The sequence below is a fragment of the Stenotrophomonas sp. YJH_SMC_79 genome (assembly GCF_059367995.1).
This window is the reverse complement of record NZ_JCAFRK010000006.1, coordinates 306,048-327,141: the sequence shown is the minus strand read 5'-3', so window position 1 is coordinate 327,141 and position 21,094 is coordinate 306,048. Positions and strand designations below refer to the sequence as shown.

General features: G+C 60.8%; 18 protein-coding genes. 5 read left to right on the top strand and 13 right to left on the bottom strand.

Annotated elements, in window-relative coordinates:
• Positions 1 to 312 precede the first annotated feature (312 nt).
• Positions 313 to 714 (bottom strand): hypothetical protein, encoded by a 402-nt coding sequence (locus AC5P57_RS20925; RefSeq protein WP_262235211.1) that lies wholly within the window; start codon positions 712 to 714, stop codon positions 313 to 315.
• A 209-nt stretch (positions 715 to 923) separates the two neighbouring features.
• Between AC5P57_RS20925 and AC5P57_RS20920 the strand changes: the two genes are divergently transcribed.
• Positions 924 to 1,745 carry a hypothetical protein gene (locus tag AC5P57_RS20920; protein WP_262235212.1) on the top strand — a complete coding sequence of 274 codons (822 nt, stop codon included), beginning with the start codon at positions 924 to 926 and terminating at the stop codon, positions 1,743 to 1,745.
• A 73-nt stretch (positions 1,746 to 1,818) separates the two neighbouring features.
• Here the strand turns inward: AC5P57_RS20920 and AC5P57_RS20915 are convergent, their stop codons facing one another.
• Together AC5P57_RS20915 and AC5P57_RS20910 are read right to left on the bottom strand one after the other, a co-directional pair.
• A complete protein-coding gene (locus tag AC5P57_RS20915; protein WP_262235213.1) occupies positions 1,819 to 2,616 on the bottom strand; it encodes a siderophore-interacting protein in 798 nt (265 codons plus the stop codon).
• A gap of 59 nt (positions 2,617 to 2,675) precedes the next feature.
• Positions 2,676 to 3,236, bottom strand: coding sequence for a PadR family transcriptional regulator (locus AC5P57_RS20910; RefSeq protein ID WP_043033973.1), 561 nt, complete (start codon positions 3,234 to 3,236; stop codon positions 2,676 to 2,678).
• A 547-nt stretch (positions 3,237 to 3,783) separates the two neighbouring features.
• Here AC5P57_RS20910 and aceE point away from each other — a divergent pair.
• From aceE to AC5P57_RS20890, 4 genes are all read left to right on the top strand, one after another.
• The gene (aceE, locus tag AC5P57_RS20905; RefSeq protein WP_262235214.1) at positions 3,784 to 6,471 is read left to right on the top strand and encodes a pyruvate dehydrogenase (acetyl-transferring), homodimeric type; all 2,688 of its coding nucleotides are present in this window, start codon (positions 3,784 to 3,786) and stop codon (positions 6,469 to 6,471) included.
• Positions 6,472 to 6,556: 85 nt separating this feature from the next.
• Positions 6,557 to 7,729, top strand: coding sequence for a GmrSD restriction endonuclease domain-containing protein (locus tag AC5P57_RS20900; protein ID WP_262235215.1), 1,173 nt, complete (start codon positions 6,557 to 6,559; stop codon positions 7,727 to 7,729).
• Between the two features lie 54 nt (positions 7,730 to 7,783).
• Positions 7,784 to 8,287, top strand: coding sequence for a hypothetical protein (locus AC5P57_RS20895; RefSeq protein ID WP_262235216.1), 504 nt, complete (start codon positions 7,784 to 7,786; stop codon positions 8,285 to 8,287).
• Between the two features lie 394 nt (positions 8,288 to 8,681).
• A complete protein-coding gene (locus tag AC5P57_RS20890; RefSeq protein ID WP_262235217.1) occupies positions 8,682 to 8,897 on the top strand; it encodes a hypothetical protein in 216 nt (71 codons plus the stop codon).
• 308 nt (positions 8,898 to 9,205) lie between these two features.
• Here AC5P57_RS20890 and AC5P57_RS20885 read toward each other — a convergent pair whose 3' ends face one another.
• The 10 genes from AC5P57_RS20885 to AC5P57_RS20840 all read right to left on the bottom strand — a co-directional run bounded on the left by AC5P57_RS20885 (position 9,206) and on the right by AC5P57_RS20840 (position 21,093).
• Positions 9,206 to 9,958: a GIY-YIG nuclease family protein gene (locus AC5P57_RS20885; protein ID WP_262235218.1), complete on the bottom strand. Its 753-nt coding sequence runs from the start codon at positions 9,956 to 9,958 to the stop codon at positions 9,206 to 9,208.
• An 86-nt stretch (positions 9,959 to 10,044) separates the two neighbouring features.
• Complete coding sequence (locus AC5P57_RS20880; RefSeq protein ID WP_495219771.1) at positions 10,045 to 10,695, bottom strand: Eco29kI family restriction endonuclease; 651 nt, start codon at positions 10,693 to 10,695, stop codon at positions 10,045 to 10,047.
• A complete protein-coding gene (locus AC5P57_RS20875) occupies positions 10,692 to 11,906 on the bottom strand; it encodes a DNA cytosine methyltransferase (protein WP_262235220.1) in 1,215 nt (404 codons plus the stop codon). The genes AC5P57_RS20880 and AC5P57_RS20875 overlap by 4 nt, the downstream gene beginning before the upstream one ends.
• Before the next feature lie 60 nt (positions 11,907 to 11,966).
• Positions 11,967 to 12,197: a helix-turn-helix domain-containing protein gene (locus AC5P57_RS20870; protein WP_262235221.1), complete on the bottom strand. Its 231-nt coding sequence runs from the start codon at positions 12,195 to 12,197 to the stop codon at positions 11,967 to 11,969.
• A gap of 124 nt (positions 12,198 to 12,321) precedes the next feature.
• Complete coding sequence (locus AC5P57_RS20865) at positions 12,322 to 12,936, bottom strand: HNH endonuclease (protein WP_262235222.1); 615 nt, start codon at positions 12,934 to 12,936, stop codon at positions 12,322 to 12,324.
• A gap of 766 nt (positions 12,937 to 13,702) precedes the next feature.
• A complete protein-coding gene (locus AC5P57_RS20860; RefSeq protein ID WP_262235223.1) occupies positions 13,703 to 14,071 on the bottom strand; it encodes a hypothetical protein in 369 nt (122 codons plus the stop codon).
• Between the two features lie 487 nt (positions 14,072 to 14,558).
• Positions 14,559 to 14,780 carry a hypothetical protein gene (locus AC5P57_RS20855; RefSeq protein ID WP_262235224.1) on the bottom strand — a complete coding sequence of 74 codons (222 nt, stop codon included), beginning with the start codon at positions 14,778 to 14,780 and terminating at the stop codon, positions 14,559 to 14,561.
• Between the two features lie 86 nt (positions 14,781 to 14,866).
• A complete protein-coding gene (locus tag AC5P57_RS20850) occupies positions 14,867 to 16,192 on the bottom strand; it encodes an XVIPCD domain-containing protein (RefSeq protein ID WP_262235225.1) in 1,326 nt (441 codons plus the stop codon).
• A 21-nt stretch (positions 16,193 to 16,213) separates the two neighbouring features.
• Positions 16,214 to 17,083 (bottom strand): hypothetical protein, encoded by an 870-nt coding sequence (locus tag AC5P57_RS20845; RefSeq protein ID WP_262235226.1) that lies wholly within the window; start codon positions 17,081 to 17,083, stop codon positions 16,214 to 16,216.
• 197 nt (positions 17,084 to 17,280) lie between these two features.
• Positions 17,281 to 21,093, bottom strand: a complete 3,813-nt coding sequence (locus tag AC5P57_RS20840; RefSeq protein ID WP_262235227.1) for an XVIPCD domain-containing protein — start codon at positions 21,091 to 21,093, stop codon at positions 17,281 to 17,283.
• Position 21,094 lies beyond the last annotated feature (1 nt).

The window sequence follows — 21,094 nt, the reverse complement described above, 5'->3', positions numbered from 1 at the left end:
TCCGCAGGCCAACCAAGGTTGGCCACTACCGGTTCATGCGGGGCCGGAGAGTGCTTTGGTAGATGCCAACCTTGGTTGGCACACGGGAATTCCGCAGGCCAACCAAGGTTGGCCACTACCGGTTCATGCGGGGCCGGAGAGTGCTTTGGTGGATGCCAACCTTGGTTGGCACACGGGCACTCCGCAGGCCAACCAAGGTTGGCCACTACCGGTTCATGCGGGGCCGGAGAGTGCCTTGGTAGATGCCAACCTTGGTTGGCACACGGGTAGTCCGCAGGCCAACCAAGGTTGGCCACTACCGAGTACGATCGCTCAGCGCAGCGCGCCCAACCATGCCACGCACGCTTCGCTCGGGCTCTGCTTGGCCTTCACCGTCATCCCGCTTACGCGCACGAAGGTCTGCGCGGCCTGCGCCACCACCTGGCGTGCGATCAGCGCCGCCTGCTTGGTCGCGGCCTGCTGCTTGCGCAACTGCACGATGTTGATCGAAGGCCGGCCCACCGGCGCGTACTTCTGGTCGCGGCGCAGCACATCGGCCACCTGCGCCACTTCGAACTCGGCCTGCAGGTAGCGGTGCTGTGCCTCCACCAGCTCACGCAGTGGCGTGCGCAGTGCAGCGGTGTCGGCGAAGGCGGCCAAGGCCGCATCGCAGGCGGCGTCATCGGCAAAGCGGGTACGCAGCGCATCCACGCTGGCCAGGGTCAGTTTGGCCATGTGGGCCTCGTTGCTGCAGGAAAGGAGCGCGATTGTCGCATTGCTTGCCGGGTAAAGCGTTGAACCGGGTGTCGAAATCCCTGTAGAGCCGAGCCCATGCTCGGCTCATCGCGCGCAGCGCGAGGGTTCTCCGATGGCGGAACGAAGAGCAGCCGAGCGTGGGCTCGGCTCTACAATGGCCCGCCTTATCACCCACGGAAGGAAGACCCATGCAGGACGCGCAGTACTGGTTGAACGAATTCTGGTCGGGCCTGAGCGTGCTCGATCTGCTGGGCGGCAGCGTGCTCGGCACGTTGCTTGGCCTGGTGCTGGGCATCCTCAGCTGGCGCTGGCTGCACCGCCGCGGCTGGCTGCAGCGGCGCAAGCGCTGGCATCACTGGCTGCTGGCCAGCTACGTGGTGCTGCTGCCGTTGGCCACCGCCTTCTTCGGCCTGCAGCTGGGCTTCACTGCTGGTGCACATCGCGCGCTGTTCAAGCAGCTCGATCATTTCCAGCCGCACCTGCAGACCCTGGTGGAAGGCTGGAGCGAAGGTTTCACCGATTCGCTGGACGACCCGCGCATGCGCGAGGCGTTGCGCAGTCAGGGCACGGTGGGCGACGTCGCCGACACCATTGCCTCTGCCTATCTGAGCGAACATCCGTTGCCCGGCCTGGATCGTCTTGGCAACGGCCCGTTGGCGCGCGGCACCGGCTGGGTGATCGGCAAGGTGCGCGAAGGCCTGCTGCGCGGCATGGTGGAAGACACGCTGGTGGACAAGGCCGGCACGGTCGGGCTGGAGCCCAAGGTGGTACGTGAGGCGCTGACCATGCATGTGGATGAGCTGCTGCACACCCGTGGTGTGCTGCGGCTGGTGAAGGCGCAGATCAACGGCATGATGCCCGGCGTGTACTTCGGGCTGCTGCTGCCGCTGCTGGTCATCGCGCTGCTGGTGGCGCTGGAGATCTGGGCCGCGCAGCGGTTCGGGTGGACGCGGCAGGGTGTAGTGCCGGCCGCTGGCCGGCAGTTGCAGGTTCCTGTCGAAGGTTCATGAGGTTGCCGGCCAGCGGCCGGCACTACCTGTTGCAGGGCGTGCGGACCAATGGTCCGCACCCACCGTCTTTGGATCAATCGCCGTCGGTTTCGTCCGGGTGGGCCTTCCAGTAGCCGGTCGAGCGGATCCAGTCGCGCGGCACGCCCAGGTGGCCTTCGATGAACTTGCGCATCATCCGTGCGCGGCGCGATTCGGTGGCGATCCAGTAGAAGGCATCGCCGTCCGGTGCCTCGAAGTCGGTCAACATGTCTTCCAGCAGCGTGCTGCTGGCCGCCGGGAAGCCATTGCGCTCCAGCCAGTGGATACGCACGTTCTCGTACTGCGGCAGGTCCTGGCGTTCGGCTTCATCGCTCACTTCGATGAAGGCCTGCACCTCGGCACCGTCCGGCAGCACGTCCAGCCAGCGGGCGATGGCCGGCAGCGCGGTTTCATCGCCGATCAGCACATAGGCATCAAAGCTGTCGGCCACCACGAACGAGCCGCGCGGGCCGCCGATCACCAGCGTGTCGCCGGCCTTGGCCTGTTCGGCCCACGGCCCGGCAATGCCCTGGTCGTGCAGCACGAAGTCGATGGCCAGCTCGCCGGTTTCGTGGTCCCACCAGCGCGGGGTGTAGTCGCGGGCCGGCGAGGGCTCCTTTCCGGCCGGATAGCTGCGGCCTTCGGCGGTCAGCACCGGCAGCACCATCTCGCCGCTGGCGTTGGGGAAGAACAGCTTGATGTGGTCGTCGGCGCCGGGCGAATCGAAACCGGCCAGATCGTCGCCACCCAGCACCACGCGGCGCATGTGCGGGGTGACTTCTTCGGTGCGCAGCACGGTCAGTTCACGGAAGCGCACATCCAGGCGCAGGCGCGTGTTGTTGTGTTCGGTCATGGGGTTACCTGCAAAGGTGTCGCGCAGTGCTGCGCGGCGTAGGGGGGACCTGGCTGGAGTCAGTCTGGCTGGGTCGTTGAAATGGGTGGGCTCTCGCTACCGGCCGTACCGTTGAGCAGCGCAGATGCCCGTGTCAGCAGCGCCGCCACTTCTTCCGCTTCGCCCTCGGCCCAGCGGCCGTGGTGGTGCACCAGCGCCCGCTTGAACTCGCGCAGGGCACCGGCCAGCGGCGGCGGCAGCGAGGCCTTGGTGATCTCGCGGGCACGGTCGAAGGCACGCCGCTGCGCCAGGCGCACCTGGGTGCGCTGCACCTTCAGCTCGAACTCGCCGGCGGCGGTGATGCGGAAGATCCGCTTGCCGTCCACTTCCTCGGCCTCGATCCAGCCGGCCTGCTCGAAGCTGGCCAGCAGCGGGTACATGGTGCCGGCGCTGGGCGTATAGGCCTGCATGAACTGGTTGCTGATCAGCTGCATCAGCTCGTAGCCATGGCGCGGTTGCTCGCCGATCAGGGCCAGCACCAGCAGGCGCAGGTCGCCGCGGCTCAGCACGCGCGGCTGGCCGTTGCGGCGCGGAACTTCGGGATGGGTGGAACGGGCTCTGGGAGAAGCGGTACGGCTCATTTCGATATATCGGTAAACGAGTGTGCAAACGATATATCGATATATCGAAGACGACAATCACCGATCCGGCCACAAGCGGGTCAGTTTTGGGCCACGGCCGGCCGCGGGCCCACAGCAAAAGGGGCGCCCTTTGCAGGGCGCCCCGGCGGTACTGTGGAAGGGAGCAGGGCCGACAGGCCCATCACTCGCGGCCCACGCTGGACCCGCTGCCGGCACCGATCCAGAGGCAGGTGCGACACGTTGTCGCCGGTTCAGTACCGCTGCCCGAACCGCCCCCATAGCGGCGCCGGAGTTGCCCTACAACCGTCATCGGCAGCGGTAACACTGCGTCCTGCACATGGGCGCAGCGGCCCGCAAGCGACAGCCCGCGCAGCCACCAAGGCCCGCCGCAGGGCCTTCAGCGGGCCCGGCAAGCCCCTTGCGGACACTGGCCGGTTGCATCCATACGCCTGCGTAGCCAAGTGACGAAAGCCCTTGGTGCGCTACACTTTGCGGTCTAGAAATCTATACAACAGTCGCGCGCGTGCGTGCGGTTATGGGAGCGCTAATGAACTGGTTGAACGAGGTGCTGAACAACGACCCGAATCCTGTGGAAACCCAGGAGTGGATCGAGTCGTTGAAGGCCGTTATTGATGTCGAGGGCTCCGAGCGCGCGCATCAGCTGCTGGAAGGCATGGTGGAACTGACCCGTCGTTCGGGCGCCTACCTGCCGTTCTCTCCCACCACCGAGTACGTCAACACCATCGAGCCGCAGCTCGAGGCCAAGAGCCCGGGCAATGCCGAGCTGGAATGGCGCATCCGTTCGATCATCCGCTGGAACGCGATGGCCACCGTGGTGCGCGCCAACCGCAAGCCGGGTGACCTGGGCGGCCACATCGCCTCGTTCGCCTCCGGCGCCACCCTGTACGACGTGGGCTTCAACCACTTCTGGCGCGCCCCGAGCGAAAACCACCCGGGCGACCTGCTGTTCATCCAGGGCCACAGCGCCCCGGGCATCTACGCGCGTTCCTTCCTGGAAGGCCGCATCAGCGAAGAGCAGCTGGACAAGTTCCGCATGGAAGTGGACGGCGGTGGCCTGTCCTCCTACCCGCACCCGTGGCTGATGCCGGAATACTGGCAGACCCCGACCGTGTCGATGGGCCTGGGCCCGCTGGCCGCCATCTACCAGGCGCAGTTCATGCGCTACCTGGAAAACCGTGGCCTGATCGAGAAGTCCGACCGCAAGGTGTGGTGCTTCATCGGCGACGGCGAGAGCGACGAGCCGGAAACCCTGGGTGCCATCGCCCTGGCCGGCCGTGAAGGCCTGGACAACCTGATCTTCGTGGTGAACTGCAACCTGCAGCGCCTGGACGGCCCGGTGCGCGGCAACGGCAAGATCATCCAGGAACTGGAAGGCGTGTTCCGTGGCGGCGGCTGGAACGTGATCAAGCTGCTGTGGGGCGGTTACTGGGATGCCCTGCTGGCCAAGGACAGCGACGGCGTCCTGAAGAAGCTGATGATGGAAACCGTCGACGGCGAATACCAGAACTGCAAGGCCTTCGGCGGCGCGTACACCCGCGAGCATTTCTTCGGCAAGTACCCGGAAACCGCAGCGATGGTGGCCGGCCTGAGCGACGACGACATCTGGCGCCTGAACCGTGGTGGCCACGACCCGCACAAGGTGTACGCCGCCTACCACCAGGCCGTGAACACCAAGGGCATGCCGACCGTCATCCTGGCCAAGACCGTGAAGGGTTACGGCATGGGCAGCGCCGGTGAGGCACTGAACCCGACCCACCAGACCAAGAAGCTGGACGACGAAGCGGTGCGCCACTTCCGCGACCGCTTCAACATTCCGGTGACCGACGCGCAGCTGGCCGACGGCCAGGTGCCGTTCTACCACCCGGGCCCGGATTCGCCGGAAGTGCAGTACCTGCAGGAACGCCGTGCTGCGCTGGGCGGTTACCTGCCGCAGCGCCGCCGCAAGGCCGACAAGACCTTCGTGGCGCCGAAGCTGGAAGCCTACGAGCGCCTGCTGAAGAGCAGCGGCGAGCGCAGCTACTCCACCACCATGGCGTTCGTGCAGAGCCTGAACATCACCCTGCGCGACAAGGAACTGGGCCCGCACATCGTGCCGATCGTGGCCGACGAAGCCCGTACCTTCGGTATGGAAGGCCTGTTCCGCCAGATCGGCATCTATGCGCCGTTCGGCCAGAAGTACAAGCCGGTCGATGCCGACCAGCTGATGTTCTACCGCGAAGACCAGAGCGGCCAGGTGCTGCAGCAGGGCATCAGCGAGCCGGGTGCGATCAGCTCGTGGATGGCCGCCGGTACCAGCTACTCGGTCAGCAACGTGCCGATGCTGCCGTTCTACATCTACTACTCGATGTTCGGCTTCCAGCGCGTGGGCGACATCGCCTGGCAGGCAGCGGACATGCGTACCCGTGGCTTCCTGCTGGGTGGCACCGCCGGCCGCACCACGCTGAACGGTGAAGGCCTGCAGCACGAAGATGGCTTCAGCCATCTGGTGGCCGGTGGCATCCCGAACGTGCGCAGCTACGACCCGACCTTCGGCTTCGAAGTGACGGTGGTTCTGCAGCACGGCACCAAGCGCATGATGGAAGATCAGATTGACGAGTATTACTACGTCACCCTGATGAACGAAAACTACACCCACCCGGAAATGCCGGAAGGCGCGGCCGAAGGCATCGTCAAGGGCATGTACCTGCTGACCGACGCCGGCAAGCCGAAGAAGGGCGAGCTGCGCGTGCAGCTGCTGGGTTCGGGCACCATCCTGCGCGAAGCCATTGCCGCGGCCGAGCTGCTGGACAAGGACTTCGGCGTGACCGCCGATATCTGGAGCTGCCCGAGCTTCAACGAACTGCGTCGCGATGGTTTCGACGTGGAGCGTGCCAACCGCCTGCATCCGGAAGGTGAGCAGCGCAAGGCCTACGTGACCGAGCTGCTGGAAGGTCGCCAGGGCCCGGCGATTGCCGCCACCGACTACGTGCGTGCGTATGCGGACCAGATCCGTGCGTTCGTGCCGATGTCGTACACCGTGCTGGGTACGGATGGGTTTGGTCGTTCGGATACGCGTGCGAACCTGCGCCGGTTCTTTGAGGTGGATCGCTACTACATCGCGCATGCCGCGATTGCGGCGCTGGCGAAGGAAGGGAAGATGACCGCGAAGGATGTGGCCCGGGCGATCAAGCAGTACAAGATTGATCCGGAGAAGGCTAATCCTGTTGGGGTTTGATGTGAGCCGAAAGATGTGAAAAGAGGCGACTTTAGGTCGCCTTTTTTCTGCCCATAATTGGAACTTTTATATTGCGGAGGTGGAAATGCTGCCTGACTTCTACGACGAGGCGGTTGCGGACGTCGAGAGTGAAGAGGATTCGAACTTCACTGCTGCTCAACTCCTTGAGGGGGTTAGTGTCACCGACTCTGATTGGACGGCCGAAACAGTGCTTAGCCAATTGCAGAAGGAGAATATCCTTCTTAATCCCAGATTCCAACGACGAGAGGCCTGGGATTCGCACCGGAAAAGCAAGTTCATTGAATCGTTGATGCTTGGTTTACCTGTGCCTCAGCTGGTCCTTGCTGAACTTGCGGGTGTCCGTGGTCGCTATGTAGTGATTGATGGAAAGCAGAGGCTGCTTGCTTTGCAGAACTTTGCATCTAAAGGTACTAATGGCCTAAAGCTGAGCGGATTGGAAATTCGAAGCGACCTGAATGGAATGAGTTGGGCAGATATGCAGGGCGATGTGGCGCGCCGGGATGATGTTGCGTCATTTGAAAATTCAGCCATCAGGACAACGATTATTAAGGGTTGGCGTGATGAGAAGATTTTATATCTTATTTTCCATCGTCTGAATTCGGGAAGTGTTCCGCTGTCACCCCAGGAGTTGCGTCATGTTCTGCACCCAGGGCCATTTATTGACTTTGCTTTTGACTATTCTGAGCAGAGCGACGAGCTGATCGCTCTTTTTGGAAACAAGGGCCTGCCTGATTTTAGAATGCGAGATGTGGAGCTTCTTATCAGGTTCATGGGATTTAGGTATTTCCTTGCTGATTACAGGGGTGATCTAAAGTCATTTCTTGATGGAACGGTCAAGGCGATGAACGAGAACTGGGGTAAAGTGTCTGGGAGCGTAATGTCTTCCGCCAAAGAGTGTGAAAATGCAATCAAGTTTGTACGAGAAATCTTTGGTCGCGACTCTTTCGTTAAATGGAATGCCGAAGGCGCAGAGAGAAGATTCAATCGTGCTGTTTTTGACGTGATGACGTTTTATTTTGCCGATGAAGACGTTCGTGAATCAATTATTTCAAATGAGCTGCAGGGGGATGTGAGGTCCGCATTCATTCAATTGTGTGTTGAAAATGCTGATTTCAAAAGTGCATTGGAGTCTACGACCAAGTCGAAGTCGGCTGTATTTACTCGATTGCGAGTTTGGGGGCAGTCGTTGGAAGAAGTGCTCGGTCGAGAAGTTAAGCGGACTTCACTGGTGCCATAACGGGGCGGGGCTGTGTCATCCACTTATTATCAAGAGTTACTTGAAAGAGTTCGCGTGCTGAAGGGTAACTTTCTGCCGCCGCTCAGTCCTGTTGCTAGCTACACGCAGATTGAACAAGACAGGATGAGGGCCTTTAGATTGCTAGTTCACGCAGAGATTGAGGCCTACCTTGAAGCCATATGTATTCGGCTGGTGGAGGATCTGGAGATGGAGTTAAAAGGAGGGCACGACAGCCAGCCAATCCATAGATGGGCCACCAGGGCTTGCCGAGATGCTAGGCAAGCGGCTAGCTCCAATAATGGGATCAAGCAAGAAAACATAATTAAGATGTTTTCTCATCTGGGCTTCAAGATGGAGTGTTTCATCACGGTCTCTAGTCTCTTCCTGGATAAGATGACTGAGCTCGGGAAGAAGCGTGGGGCCGTTGCCCATACTTCTGTGAAAATTGCAAAGGAGATTACTCGGCAAGGCGAGGAAAAGCTTGTTGACGAAGTTATTTCCCATTTGGATGGGTTTGATAAGTTAATGGCTAAGCGTCGACTTAGGGGCTTCTTCTAGTTCAATGTAAAAGTCTTTTGGCGGCGGCAATCGATTTTTTTAGTATTCCTGATAAGGCGTATCTGATTCCTGGCGAAAAATTATAGTTGATTGCAGGCGGGTTGGTTGGGTTGTATGGCCTGCATTGGCGGCGCAGCATTGTCAGCTGCTAGATGTGAATGCTGTTGATCGTGGAAAGGGATTCAGTTATCGGTCGTTCGCGGCGAATGGGTTTGGCTTTCGAATCGATGGGGGCACGCACTGCTCCTTCTGTGGTCGGATGGTTCGTTCATCCTTTCCGCCCCATACGCGGGACAGGTCGGTAACCCAACGCTGATCCAGAGCCTCGGCGCGGGAAAGCTTCGCTTAGCGGGCGCTGGCCGAACGGACTCTCGCGTACCTGCTAGCCCCTGAGTTGGAAGATCCGCTGTACAGTGTTCTTGTTCTTGCCAAGCAACGCAGCCACAGTGCGGTAACCGAACGATGGTTCGGCCTCAATCATCTACTAGATCGGCTCAACGAGCTGCGATCCGACAATGGCTTGGAGTTCACCGGTCGCGCAGCCCTGGAAGCTCAGGCGCAGCGCCTGCATGCCGCGACTACGCGCGACTGGTATACAGCTATTGCCTGAAGCAGGAGTTCATCACGCTACACTGCCCGCAGCAGAACGGCGTGGTGGAGCGCGTGATCCGGGCGCTGAAGGAGCAATGCGTACACCTGCATGGTTTCGAAAGCGGGTGCGCGCTACGAGGTTGATCGTTGGCTGGATCACCTTCTTCAGCCAGCAGCGCCCTCATCAGGCGCTGAGGACGACGACCCAAGTTGCGGCCTATGCCGCCACATTAAACGCATGGCCTGAGGAAAGGCGGGTAGGTCATTGTTGTTCGGTTAAAATGTAGGGTCTACTTAAAGGGCATCTTCTGTTGAGGATGGATCTTTCTAAATAACAAACCCGTGGTCGTAGTGCTCGTTTTCTTTATAGACAATTACGTACCCGGGAAGAGCCGTTATTTGCCAATCAGGGCCGAGTGCGCGGGAGATGGATTTTAGTATGGATCTAACGGTCTGCGATCCGCGATGAAGTTCGACGACAGCATCGGAGAGGTCTGCATGCGGCCGTTTTGAACCCGGAGATGTTGTCTCAAATCTGATTGTGTATGGCAAATTTTCCTTGAGCTCCGTCAGTATGGCAGCTGCTGCCATATAGTGTTGCGAGCCAACGGACACCCTAAAGTCCAAATTGATCGGGTGGCAATAATCGAAGTGATCATTCTTAAGTTTAGAGTGATCGCGTTTTCTTCCGGGGTCATTTGAGCCGAATCCACTATTATTCCAGGCGAGCGCGCCTTGCTCAGTCCGATAGTGCCTAATTAAGGATCCCTCCAAGTCCATTGCGGTGAAGACATAGATCCTCACGGCCTTGAAAGAAACGTCTCTTGGATCCAGATTCAATCGAGAAATAATTTTCTCGCAGTGTCTAAGAAGTCGCTTGCGCAGTCCGGCTTCGTTGTCTGTCTTCCCAACATAGACGAGCTTTTTTCGGTGATAGAGCTGATACACGCCCTGTCCGTCGGCAAGGGCGGTTACGTACTCTGGGCTGAGCGGTGCCGCGCTCATTCGTGCAAATAGCTCAACCAGCTCCTTTAAAAGGGCTGCTGGTAGGTCGAATTCGAGGTCTTGGAAGTACTGCATGCAATTGGACGTAGCATCGGAGACCAAAGGTTAACTCTGATGCCAAGTCAATTGCGACATGTCAATTTATTGACGTAGCGTCTTTCTTACTCGCCTTCCGCTTCAATGAACTTGTCCGAAAGGCACGCTGGCAGTACGCGGAGATAGGTCGCGGCGTCTTCGGCAACTCTAAGTTGTGATTCAGGCCGCTCTGCTAGACGCTGGGCCCACTCGCGTCCAGGGTGGAGTACATCCCAACGAGGTCTCATGCCTGCATGGCGCCCCTTCCCAGGGTTGTGATTCCCGAATCCGTCAATCAGCGAATTCCACACAGGCGTGAAACGGGAGATGATGAGCGACTCGCCGAGCGGAATCCAGATGTCATCGACAACGAGGAATCGGCAGAAGAAGTCCCCGATGCTCAGGTTCGTTGCGGCCTTGATGCTGTCCGCGTGCTCCTTAAGCCTTTTAAAGAGGACCTTGCCAGGTGGCACATCGGTGCCTGCCCCCATGCGAGCGCCGGCGGGAACAGCCTTCCCCACATAGATGGGTAACATGAACTTGCCGTCGTTGTTGAGCCGAGTAATCTGTTCGTAAGCCTTGAAGTCGCCCGTGTAGTAGATGGCATAAATACCCGCGCCATCGAACGGCGATAGCTCGCCGAGGGGGTGCACTTCCTTAGTCAGCAATGCCTCGGCAACGCTCGCGCCAAGGTTCTTCTTATCCAGTGGATTGAACGGAATTACTTTGGCAGTCATGCGCGCTTTCTTTTGGTGTTTGCTTCATTCTTGGCGATTTGCGACAGTCCCGCAATCGCGAGCTGCTCCGCAACACTTGCCGCCACCCGTTGTCCCAGCAATACGGGTACTGCATTCCCAAGCTGTCGCATGGTTTCCGACCAGCTGCCGTGGAACTGGAATCCATCGGGGAACGTTTGAATTCGAGCGCTCTCCCGAATGGTGAAGTAGCGAACCGAGCCGTCATCCTTCACCAGCATGTTCTCTCCGCCAGGTACGCCATGGCCGCCGGCCTTGAGCGTCTTTGCGGGAAGATCGAGAGGGCTACCAGTATGCCCAGGATAGGAGCGTGCGCCTGCCTGATAGATGTGGTTCGCAAACTTCTTCGCTTCGCGACCCTCTGGATCTGGAAGCCCTTGCAATGCGTCTCGAACCGTCCGCCATGCCTGCGTCGGCAGCATCGTACGGAACTGCTGCAACTTAGCGACCCGAGCCGCCAGCTTTGCGGGCATCTTGGGCTGACGTATACCGTGACGCTTCCAGTAGATTCCGGTCACCCATTGGTCATGCAGGAGAGCATCGTAGCTATGGGTTTCATGCGGGAACGACCATTCCACGCCGAGATCGTCTCTGAAGCCCACCAAGAACACACGCTCACGCTTCTGTGGAACGCCGAAATTCGCAGCATTCACCAGCGTAGGGATGACGTTGTAGGTATGACCCTTGCCCTTCCGCTTGCCCGATGTCTTCTCGACCTGAAGGCGCGCGAGGTGATCTGACCAGTCCTCATCCTTGCGGGGAGGGACATCCGGGAACTCCAACTGCAGTTGAATGTAATGGAAGTAGTTCGCGAACTTGGCGCGAGTCAGCCCCTTCACGTTCTCAACAATGAAGGCCTTCGGTCGCAGTTGCCTGATGATCTCGACAGTCGCCGGGAACATATCCCGTCCGTCTTCATGCGCCTTGTGTTTGCCGCCGATGGAGAATGGCTGGCAGGGTGGTCCTCCAGCCAGAAGCTCAATGTCCTGCGGGATGGAAGACCAGTCGAACGAGCGGACATCGCCTTCGTGAAGGGTCCAGCCCCGAACAAGAGGGTAGTCGCGTCGCTGATTTTCGCGGACCGTGTCACACGCCCATTTGTCCCACTCGACCACGGCCAAGTGCTCGAAACCGGCAATTTCGCATCCCATGGCCAAACCACCGGCTCCTGCGAAAAGCTCAACCGATCTCATTCCAATACTCCAGTGAATTTTGCTTGGTTGGACCAATGGTCCACATAAATTTGGACGCGATCATCCCTCTTCCGAAATGAAGGATGGCGTCGTGCTGAGTGAGATTTCCATACCCAAAGCCGACAACACCGCAATCAGCTTTCTGCTGCCGAGCTCAGAAAGGTGACCCCTTTCGAATCGCGAAAGTAGTTCAGCAGTCACGCCGCTGGTCTTTGCTACGTCAATCTGCTTCAAGCCCAGCTGCTTACGCCTAGCGGCTACCTGACAGCCTAGTTCTTGGAGGGTGATCACGCCCGGCTTCCGTATTCGAGACGCCCCAATTATTGATCTATACGTCAAGTGAGGCAAGTGGAATCAGGATGCAAAGGATCTCCGTCTGTTGTCTCAGGAGCTGAGACAAGCAGGCGGGGAAGCCCTACGCCCAGGCACACTGCGACCGGTGCCAGGCTAGCGAATCAGGACTGGCCGAAAGCGTAGCCGATGCTGGGGACGCCAGTTCCTTGCCGACAAGGTCGCTATAGCTTGACTGATGCAATGCAGGCGCCAGAGACACTCGCAAGGACATCGGGTCTACGGCGATAAGGTAGAGGTCAAAAAGGGTATGAACGTCTGCGCGCAACAGCAGGCCGTTGCTGACCACGCTACTCGACTGGCCGGAATAGGGGCGGATGTGGGCCGCCTCAAGCGCATCGACCACATTGCATCCCGTCATAGCACAGCGGCCACCGTATGCGTCCAGCAGTGCCTTACGGAAGGCGGGCTGCCCGCGGCGCCGAACGATAGCTGCCAGCACACGTTGCCGCTCGTCCACCTCGTCCGCTGGGGAGAAACTTCCAGATACCTCCGCCGCTTTGGCCTCCTGCTCCAACAGTCTCCTTGTAGGACCAGAGACCGACGTGAGCGCCTCACCGGAAAGCCCGAGGAGCTTGGCAAGTTTCGGCTCAACCTTTGCGCCCACGTTCGATGCTGGAAGAAGCCCGGGTAGCCAGGGCTTACCTGCCTGATCTAGAACATGGGAGATGTTCTGCATTCGGTACTCCCAGGCTTTGGACGTGCGTCCGTGGCGGGCCGCCAGTTCCCGATAGACCCTTGCCTTCTCAAGGGCTGATCCATTGGCAAGACGGGCCTCCATTTGGCGATACGCCTCAACGGCAGCAGCCAGTTCGTCTTCAGTCCACCTACTCACAGCCTTCCCCTGTCCGCGACCGCAAGTGGCGTCCTGGGGAAAGTATGCCGTAAACGACGCAATGAGCCGCTAATGGCTTGGAACGGAAGGGCGTCGCGTGTCAGCGCAAACCGCACGCTGTTCAGGCCCGTCGGTACGCCTCGTATGTGAAGTCCAGCTGCAAAGCCTTAGTCGGCGGGAAGTAGTCGGCTACTCCAGCGCTGGAGTAGAGGTTGAACGCAAGGCGCCTCATTGGCTCGGCCTATGAAGCCTAGGATGAGCAACTGTGATGAGGAGTTGTCCACCAGCAGAGCGGGCTCACCTCGGCAAGTGAGCTCGAAGTACCTTGCTTCAAAGCGTCCGGCACCGAGCGTTGCATCTTCAGCCGCTAGGCTTAGGGCTTCCTCGCGCATGACAGCAAATTCGGTAGCCGAGACCTTGGGGTAAGTCTTCAGCTCCAAATCGCCTTTTGGCAAGTGGAAGTGGGCGAGCGCTGAACCAATCAGCGCTGCTAAGCACAGTACTGCGTACGTCAGAGACTTCATTGGAAGTCCTGCAGATCAGAGGCGAACGGATAATGGGGCCGCGACGATAGCCTGCAGCCCATTGCTTAAGGCTCAAGCCTTGGGCGCTACTCCCGCACCTGCAACCGCTCAGCCACCTGCGCAGCCAACGCCACACATGCCATCTTCAACCCTTCCATCACCCGATCGCCCAGGTACTCCTCGGGCGCGCCATTCTGCCGAGTCCGCTCCGCAGCCAGCATCAGTTCCGCCACCACGCGCAGCCCCGCCAGCGCGCAATCCGCATCCGCCAGCTGGAGACACCGCCCGGGCAGTTGATGCCGCTCCGGCCAAGGCTGGCCATCCGCAGCCGCACCGGTTCCGATGCGGTGCAGCGTGGCGACGAAGGCGTTGGGGTCGGCAGACGGTTCGCGCTCGGGTTCGGCGTTGTCCGGATCGTACTGCGCGTGCAGGGAACGGAAGTCCGATGTGTTCATGGCAATGCTCCGTACAGGACAGATAGCAGCGCCACTGATAAAAGTGGCGGACGGTGCGTGGCTCGAAAACCGGTCAATAGCCAATCCGGCGGGTCCGAAGACCCCCACGCACCGCCCGCCATGGACCGCGAACGGATTGCCAGCCGGCGCCACGCAGAGGTGGCGCCGGCTGACAAGCGCAAACACATTGGCTAATGACCGGGTTTTCGACGCCCGCGCCACCCTGTGTGAGGTGGCATGCCAAGGTGTACTCGCATGACTGCGAGATGCCAAGAATTCGTAGGCCGCAAAGGCCGCAAATGCTGACGCTTACGGCATTGTTGCATGGCGCGCGCGTGGCAGAACCCTTGCGGTGCAGTGGTTTCGGCCGGTGTTAAGTTACCGCCCGAATGCGCATCAAAAAGCACGGTTTTCAGCCGTTCGGGATCCCAAAAGCGACACATAGTCCATCGGGCTGATACGCACAGCGTGCCGATTGCGACACAGCTTAACTTTGCAGCGCCATGCCCGGCCGTGGCCACAGCGCGTCGTCGCGCTCCAGGTCGTAGTCGCTGCCGAAGGCAAGCGCGGCCTCGCGTGGTGGAAGGTCTGCGTAGCAGCGCAGCAGGTACTCATCCATGCCGGCGTCGCCATGGTCGATGGCGAACAGGTGGAGCAGCTCCTTGTCGAAGGCTTCCAGCCATGCGGGGTCGATCTTGGTCACGGTCATCCTCCCGAAGCAGGGGAGGATGACCTGGGAAGGTCTCAGGGACTGAGATCTCTGGCGCCGAGGGAGGCCGCCTCAACCTGGGGCGCTCAGCCCATGCGCATGGCGTGGCTCTGCTGTTCCTGCGTACGTGCATCCAGCGCCTGCTGTTCATTTTGACGGGCGAGCTCGCGCTGATCGCCAACCACAGCCAGTTGCTGCAGCGACTCAGCCACCGGCGTTTGTGCAGCCACGGCAGTGGGCATTCCTGCACGCAGGTGCGCAGGGTCAGATAGGTCGCCTTGTACAACAAAGATGGTGTGACCCGCCGCCTGATTGGCTGTGGCGTTGCTCAGCACCACATGGTCCACCTGTTCCAGACCCTGCTCGCGTGCCCTCACTGTCAGGCTGGCGGCGAGGTTCTCACTGGTCGCGTCGAAGGGGCGGCCGTGCTTCTCGTCCAGTGTAGCGACGCCCTGGCGAATCTGCTGATGGAGGGCATAGTCCGGGCTGCCTGGCTCTATCGCCGCGATTCGGCGTCCTTCCGTAAAGAGAGGCTCGGGCTCCTGCGTAGACACCACGCGCGGGCTCTTGGCGATCTCTCTGTAGGGATCTTCAGGATGAAACTGCTTCGCCTTGACCTCGCGTTCCAGGCGAACCTCGCGGGTCTCGTTCAACGCGGAAATCTCGGCGGGATCGGTCTCTTTGGTTGTTCTATCGAGCGGGGGAACGCCCACTGTGCGGTTCCAGCTGCCGTCTTTGGCGTCGTAGCTGTGATAGTCGAACTTGGTACCAATCACGTTCGGATCTACGGCGTCGCGCTGCAGGAGCGCTGCGCCCTCGAACTTGCTCAGCTCAACGAAGTAGAAATGCCCAGCGGGCTGCGGCATATCCAGGTGCACGCTGACGGCCGTCTTGCCAGCACGGAATGCGCCGGCAGCGCTGTTGTCGAGCATGTTCTGCCAGACCTTTTCGGCTGCCTGCTCGCCGCGTTTGTGCTCCGTGGACACCAGCAGCAAGCGTGGCGTCCAGCAGTTCACATTGAGGTCGTTCTTTTCGAACGAAACATCGTGGGATTTGAGCGTGCTGGTGTAGGGCAGGTTGAGTGCCAGATCGGGCCTGCCGGCCTCCATCCAACTTCTGCGCTCCGCCAGGTCGTTCCTGATCAGATCCTGGCCGAAGGTCTCTTGCCTGCGTTCGGTGAACGCGACGTTCTTCTCGTTGCCGAACAGCGTGGCCTGTTGCTCGGCAACGGCGGTTGCAAAGCTGTTGGCCACCCGGCCGGGGAGGCTGTCGTTGCGCACAACACCCAACGCCAGCAGGCCGTAGCCATCATTGTCGGGAAGTTGCGCGAGATAGTTCCAATACAGCTCGCGATTTCCCTCCTTCGCGTAGGAGGACAGGACACGAATGTCCTTATCGGTAAGTCCGCTCATGATTCATCCTTGAGATGCGGTTTACGGCTGAACGCGATAGCGGCTCAGAAGATCACGCACGCTGGTTTCCAGACGCTGCCAGTCGCTCAGCATTACGCGTGCATAGTTCATCTCGATGGCGATGCTGTCGCCCACATCCACGATGGAATGGCGGCACATTGCGATCTGGCCTTCTCCGACGCGTTCAAGTGTCTTTCCCTGAGCTACAAGTCCGTCAGGAATGCGATCTGCCGGGTCGCAGCTGATGAACGTTGTCAGTTGCCCCTCCGCCGAGCGGGCCACATACCAGTCTGGCTCCATCCCCGGGTTGTGCACGTAAGGCCTGCCCAGCGCAGCCTCTGACTCCTTTGCATAGGCTTCCATCAACGATGGGTCGATCGAATAGGGCGTCAGGCCCCATCGCTCGGGTTGTGCAACGCGTAGCGCAAGATTCTCTACCGGGTCTCTTCGCTCCAGCGACCCCGGCGCGCTGGTGGCCTCACTGCTGGACCGACGTGCCAGATAGTTCTGGATGGGAACGCGATCGATGTACCTAAGCTCGACCAGTACCTGCCGCCGGCTGTCCTGCGTGCTGCGCACCGGGCGATCACCAGGAGGCGCTGCATCGAAATCAGGCCAGAACACAGTGAGCATGACGCCCCCATCGGCCAAGGGGCCCGTCTGGTTGTAGTAGAGGTTGGCCGGGAACATGAAGCGGTGCGGGCCAAGCCGAGCCTCTACCGGGTGCGTCGTGTAGGTCTGTCCGCCCACCGTACGTGGGCTGGTTGTGCTTTCGGACATGGGGGTTCCGTTCGGGTCCTTTTCCGTGGATGGGGCCTTCGCGCAGGCGGTGGTGCTCAGCACTGCCACCAGGGCGAAGGAGGCAAGCCGGCAAGCCGGTGCTCTGCTCATGGGCGATTCCCTTGCATGATCGAAACGACTATAGAACGGTGGAATGGCAAGCTCCAGTCGCAGCCGGGACCGCAGCCACCGCGGGGTCATTGCTGCATGCTGGCTCACATATTCAGCAAGCCGCGATCGGTCGCCTCTATTCCTCCACCTGCCCGCATCCCACCTATGCCATCAGCCAGCCAGGACCGTAGTACCCATTAACACGCGCTTGCTGCCCGCACCTGGATGTCCTGCTGCGCTCGCTCGTCCTGCAGTTGCTGCTCCTGCTGATTGGCCAGTGCGCGCTGCTGTGCCTCCCTGCTGACCGAATCGAACTGCAGCAGTGAATCCTCCACAGGCGTCTGCGCGGCTTCTGCCGTTGGCATGGAAGCGCGCAGATGGGCAGGATCGTTCGCCTCGCCCTGAACCACGAAGAGGGTATGGCCGGCAGGATGCGTTGCAGTGGCGTTGCTTACGAGTACATGATCAACGTGGGACAGATCATTGTCCTTGGCCAGAACCAGCAGGCTGGCGGTCATTCTCTCGCTTGCCGCATCGAAGCTCCGGCCGTGCTTGGCGTCAAGCTCTTCCACCCCCTCGCGGATCTGCTGATAGAGCGGGTGATCGGGATGGCCGGGCTGCATTGGATTGCTTTCCGCCGTCGTGGCCGACGGCGGCGCTACATGCTCAGGGAGGTCGCGCTCCTCATCTGAAGGGGAAGAGGGAAGCGCTGCCTGACGGGTGGCGTCTCCGCTAACGTCAGCCGTTCTGGGGCCTGCTGGTTCCAGCCCTGGATCGTCCCGGGCCGATGGTGGCGGGGCTGGGAGATCCAACGGGACTTCCTGAGCGGTCATTGGCGCCTGCTCGCTCTCAGAAGGTTGCTTCTCTGCTTTGTCCTGAGCTGTAGCGACGGCGGGCTGCGCCGGCAGTGCGTCCGCAAGCTTCTGCGGCTCAGCACTGCCCTGGTGCGCGGGATCCTCGGCCTTATGCTCCTGCATGTGAACTGGCTGGGTTGAGCCTGCACTGGCCGCAGTACTTACGACCGAGGCATTCCGCTCCTCACGTGCTGGCTCTACAGTCGGTTCATGCTGCGAGGCACTTTGTGGGCCCACTGCTGGTGCGGTCGGTGCTGGCTCCTCCTTCCGAACGTCCTGCCGGGCGGCATCCTCTGCACGCTGCGCCGAATCGGCTTGTCGTTCAGGGCGACTTTCCACTGGCTGCTCACTCTCACGCGAGGGACGCCTGCGCTCTGGCTCAGCAATCGACGCCGAGGGCGCCGCGATGACAGGAGCGGGCGACGGAGCGGGCTGGCGAGCGGACTCAACGGCGGCGTTGGTTGCCGCACCTGGCTGCAGGTCACTGTCGACCTTCAGTGCCTCAACCGGGTCAACCTGCACCCCTCGCGCCTCCAGCACGGCCGCAGACGCTGCCTGCTGTGCATCCACCGCCGCACTGCCTTGGCGATTGGCCTCCTGCAGGGCTTGCCGGTGTGCGTCCCGCTCCTTTGCAGTCAACGCAGCAATGCGTAGCTCGGGTACGTCGGGCGTCGTTGCCTGATCTGCAGGCGTAACGCCTTGTGCAGCCAGTAGCGCTTCGGGCCGAAGCTGCGATTGAGCACGCGCAATGTCTTCAACGGTGGTGGTGCCGGTGAGCGTCATCCGATTGCCGCCCGCATCACCGAACGTGGCGATGGCGCTATCTGCGCTGGGCGCGTGGGTACGTGGGTCCGGCATCAGTTCCAGAACCACGTCGCCCGTTCTGCCCTGCAGATTCAGCGTCTGCTCCACAGCGACGGCTGTAGCTGCAAGCTGCTGTTCGGTGCGCTCGATGCCATGGCGCGCGTAGAGCGCATCCACCTGGCCGCGAATACCTTCGTGTGCAACCTGTGCGGTGTCCTTGAGCTGCCTGGCGATGTCGTGCAGCCCGGCGATACCGTCATTCTGGCTTTGCCAGGTGATCTCCAGTTCGTCGCTCAGGTTCCGGTTGGCGGCGCTGTTAAAGATCACACCCTTGCTGACCCATTGGCCGTCCGCCTGCCTTGTATAGGCATTGCCATCACTCGCCTTCAACGTGTCGGCGCTGGCTTGCGCGTCCTGAACGGCACGGGGAATGGATGGATTGTTCGCGTCGCCGAAGTCGCTCCAACGTCCTTGCTCGTGAGCAACCATGTAGCGCGCAGCCATCGCGGCTTTGGTGTTTGACGCGTTCTGGGCAATGACTGCGCGCGACTGTTCATCCAGCGCCTGCGCCTGCTCCGCCGAGACTGGCAGGTGGCGGCTGTTGGGCACTCGACCATCCACCATTTCCTTGATTTCAAGTTCCCATTTCCCCGAGCTGGCATCGCGTACAAAGGCGCGATCGGTCTCGAAGGCGCCTCGTGCCGGCTGGGCCAAGCCATTGGCATTCAGCCGGTAGGGATTCTGTGGTGGTGGCGGGTTCGACAGGCCCAACTCATACGAGGCCCGAGCCGCCTGCCAGTTCAACTGGCGCTCCAATGTGCCGGTGGCGACGTAGCTGGTGCGGAAGGTGACGTCGTCACCCTGTGCCGTCTGCACCGGGTGGACTTCGACGCCGGTGCCCAGATCGGTGCTCTGGACCTGCTGCTGTTCGCCGGCTCGCAGCCAGCGCCCATTGGGATCAGCGGGGTCGCGCGTCCAGGTGCGCCCCATCGGGTCAACCTGCGAGTAGATGCGTTCGATGTCCTTCTGCTCGGCCCAGCGTTCGCCAAGGTATGCACCGAGGACGCCCCCACCGATACCGGTTGCAATGGCGCCAGGGCCCGTCCACGAGCCCGAAGCGAGGCCGACACCGGCGCCGCCAAGAAAGCCCCCCACTGCACCGCCGACGTTGCGGCCGACGAAGTGGGCAGCGGTGGAATCTGCGCCTGCGGCATTGCCCTGCGAGTTCAGCTCAATCCACTTGTGCCCAGAGGTGGCGAAGTCGTGCGCAAGCAGGGCGACGCCTGCAACGCCGGCAACCTTGATAGCGGGATTGATTCCGGCATGTACGCCATGCGGTGCAACGTCGGCCACTGTCTCGGCAATGGTTGCCGCATGCGGAGGGCCGCGGGGAGCGCCCGGCTGCAGGGGCGCGTGCGATGGTGGTTCGGGCAGGTCAGCGAACAGGCGCGGTCCTGTGCCCAGGCTGGCATGCGCGGCGACCCAGTTCGCGCGGGTGATCGACATCTCGCTCAGGTTCAACGCGCTGTAGTCGTGCAGGGGTCGTTCGAAGAGCGTCTTGCTGACAGCGTCATAGCCATCGATGGGCTTGAGATGCAGGCGCACCTGCGCGACGTCGACGGGGTGCGCGCTGTTGGTGATGGCATGCTGCGCGAGGCTGCGCTCAAGCGCCTGGTACTCGGCGGCGGACTGGCTTGCGAAGGCCAGCGGCTCGGGCCCGAAGGCGCTTATGGGGTAGCCGTTGATGCGGACGGTGGGGTGGTCGAGGGCGGTGGCTAGCTCAAATTTGTGGAAGCCACGCTCGAGCTTGGCATTCTCGACAAATGCAACCAAGGGCTTGCCTGTGGCGATGGCGTTCTCGAAAAACTTGGGGCTGCCAGCGTTCCACATCATGTCCTGGAGCGCGCCAACACCGTTGCCCATCGGCTTGAAGCCCCGAGCATCCATGAATGCCTGGAACTTGTCGGCAACCGTGTGAAAGTCCGGATGGGCTTCAGGTTTGTCTACAATCTCTTCAATGTACTTTCCCCACGGGGTATCCCCGATGATACCTGTCCTTCCCTGTAAATTCTTACCGTAGTCCGTTGCATTGAAATAGTTTCCCTTGTCGAAGCTGTCAGTACCCGAGAACGCTACATAGTCAACGCCGGGCGGAAGTTCAGCGGGGAAGGTGCGCAGCTTTGAGTTGACGAACTCTTCGTAGCTCGTTACTCCGTCGGGCCCGGAGCCTGGGGATTTCAGGTAGCTGACCACCTCTGCCTTCTGCTGGTCGGTAAGCAGTGCCCCACTGGCCGCATCTGTGGCAGGCGTCAGGGTCGTCAGTGCGAAATTTTCAAATGAGAACTGGGGCATA